General features: G+C 77.8%; 2 protein-coding genes and 1 pseudogene. All 3 read left to right on the top strand.

The genetic code is table 11. The features are described 5' to 3' along the window. On the top strand, positions 1-1,432 hold a 1,432-nt coding region (locus JZ5iCDA_RS16695; RefSeq protein ID WP_069388147.1), incomplete at its 5' end, for an RDD family protein. After that, complete coding sequence (locus JZ5iCDA_RS16700) at positions 1,429-2,280, top strand: PP2C family protein-serine/threonine phosphatase (RefSeq protein ID WP_069388148.1); 852 nt, start codon at positions 1,429-1,431, stop codon at positions 2,278-2,280. The genes JZ5iCDA_RS16695 and JZ5iCDA_RS16700, both read left to right, overlap by 4 nt. Next, positions 2,277-2,743 (top strand): annotated as a pseudogene (locus tag JZ5iCDA_RS16705) (hypothetical protein); the annotation flags it as partial. The gene JZ5iCDA_RS16700 and the pseudogene JZ5iCDA_RS16705, both read left to right, overlap by 4 nt.

The raw sequence follows: 2,743 nt of genomic DNA on the forward strand, positions 1-2,743 counted from the left end.
CGGGGTCCAGGCCGCCGCGGGCGCGTCGCGGGCCGACGCGGCCCAGCCGCCGTACGCGGTGCCGCGCACGAGCGCGCCGGACACCACCACGGAGCCCGAGGTCTACACCGCCACGCAGAAGGCGTTCGTCGCGCCGCCGGCGCCCGGAGGGCGCGGCCTCGCCGCCGCGCCGTACGCCGGTGTCGGACGACGCGTGCTCGCCTACGTGGTCGACGCGGCGGTCCCGGGGATCCTCGCTCTCGCGGTGATCCTCGTCGGCACCGCCCTCACCGGGGTGCCGCTGCTGGGCGGCGTCCGCGAGGTCACCGCCGAGGAGGCGTCGACCCTGCTCGGGCGGCTGGCCGTCGTGTACGTCGCGGCCGCGGTCGTCGCGCTCGCGTGGTGGGTCTGGACCTGGGTCTGGGAGGGCTCCACCGGCAAGACGCTCGGCAACCTCGCGACCGGCATCCGCACGCTCGACGCCTCGACGCGCACGCCGGTCGGGTTCGGCCGGGCGTTCGTGCGCTGGCTCGTCGTGGGCGCCGGCGCGGTCGTGCTCTGGGTCGGCCAGTGGCTCGTCGTCCTGAGCCCCGCCTTCGACTCCTCGGGCCGCCGGCAGGGCTGGCAGGACAAGGCCGCGCGGGCCGTCGTCGTGGACGCGCGCGGCGTGCCCGACGCGGGTCGCCCCCGCGACGGCATCACGCCGCGGGCCGCGACGCCCTCTCCCGAGGTCGTCGCGCCCGGCGGGCCGTCCGCGCCCGGTCCGTGGTCCGCGCCCAGCGCCCCGCCCGCGCCCCGCCAGGACCCCGTGCCGTCCGGCCCTGCGCCGTCCGGCCAGGCACCCACCGGCCCCGTGCCGAACGGTGCCGCGCCGGCACCGGACCTGCCGGACCCGTGGGCGTTCCCGTCCTCCGCCGCGCCGCCCGCGGGCGGCCTCATCACCGGCGTGCCGGGGATGTCCGCGCCGACGGCCCCGGCGCAGCCCGCGCCGTCGGTCCCCGCCCAGCCCGCGCCGTCGGTCGCCCAGCCCGCGCAGCCCACACCCGCGCCCGAGGAGCCCGACTGGGACAGCACGCGCATGAGCGCGCGCGACCTCGGGGCGATGGAGCCGGCGCCGGTCGTCACGGCCGTGCTGGAGCTCGAGTCGGGCGAGCGGCGCCTGATCGACGGTCCCGCGCTCGTCGGGCGCAACCCGCAGGCCGCGGAGGGCGGGGACTGGATCCTCGTCGCCGTCGAGGACCCGACGCGGTCGGTGTCGAAGACGCACGCCGAGCTCGGCGTCGACCCCGGCGGCCTGTGGGTCACCGACCGCGGCTCGACGAACGGCACCGTCGTCTCCGTGCCCGGCACGCCCCCGCGCGTCGTGGAGCCGGGCGCGCGCGTCCGCGTCCCGGTGGGTGCGACCATCCACGTCGGCGACCGCCGCCTCCTCGTCCACCCGGGGTCCGTGTGAGCGCCGAGGTCGAGGTGCACCTGGCGTGGGGCGCGGCGTCCCACCGCGGCGCCCGGCGCCTGCTCAACGAGGACCGCTTCCTCGTCTCCCGGTCCGTCTTCCTCGTCGCGGACGGCATGGGCGGCCACGAGGCGGGCGAGGTCGCGAGCGCGACGGCGGTCGACGCCCTGCGCCCGCTCGCCGACCTCGACGTCGTCACGCCCGACGACGTCCGCACGTGCCTGGCCGTCGCGCAGGAGAACGTGCGCGCGATCGTCACCGACCCGGGCCGCGGCGCCGGGACCACCCTCACCGGGGTGGCCGTCGCCGAGCAGGACGGCGTCCCGTACTGGCTCGTGATCAACGTCGGCGACTCGCGGACCTACCACCTGTCGGGCGGCCGGCTGGACCAGGTGAGCGTCGACCATTCCGAGGTGCAGGAGATGGTCGACGCCGGCCTCCTCACGCGCGGCGAGGCGCTGACCCACCCGCGCCGGCACGTCGTCACGCGCGCGCTGGGCTCGCGCACCGAGCCCCGGCCGGACTTCTGGTACGTGCCGATCGAGCGGCACGACCGTGTCCTCGTGTGCTCGGACGGGCTGACGGGCGAGCTGTCCGACGAGCGCATCACCGAGATCCTCCTCGAGCACCCGGACCCGCAGGGGGCCGCCGAGCGGCTCGTGCACGAGGCCATCGTCGCCGGTGGGCGGGATAACATCACTGTCGTCGTGGTGGACGCCACCGGCGTGTCCGGCGACACGAGCGGCGGGAGCACGGCTCCCCGTGACCGCGAGCCCGGGTCGGCCCCGGCGATCGACGAGGACACGTTGCCCAGGGAGGTACGTCTGCAGATGGGGGACCCGACGTGACGCTGCGCTACGCCCCGGGCGAGGCGCGCGCCCTGGTGCGGGGCGGGGCCGTCGTCCTCCTGCCCGCTCCGGTCGACGCGCCCGTCCTGGAGCAGCTGTGGGACCAGCTCGGCACCGAGCCGGGCGTGGTGGAGGTGCTGCAGGTCCTCACGGGCGCCTTCGGCTCGAGCCTGCGCACCGTCCCGCCGTTCGCCGTCGCCGTCGTGACGGACCGCCGTGCGCACGTCGCCGTGCGCGGCGCGCTCTCGGTGACGCTCGAGGTCGGGGACGGCGAGCGCGTCCACGTCGACGGCGACGACGTCACGACGTGGTCCGAGCGGGTCGTCGACGACGTCGCGGACGAGGGCGCGACGGCGCGTCGTAGGCGAGGCGGGCGAGCGCCTCACCGGCCCCTGACCGCCCGTGCCCGTGTCAGCCGCGCGCGGCTCGGGCCGCCGGACCCTCCCCGTCGCCGCGACGGTCG

It is taken from the genome of Cellulosimicrobium cellulans (assembly GCF_001722485.1).
Lineage (GTDB): Bacteria > Actinomycetota > Actinomycetes > Actinomycetales > Cellulomonadaceae > Cellulosimicrobium > Cellulosimicrobium cellulans_A.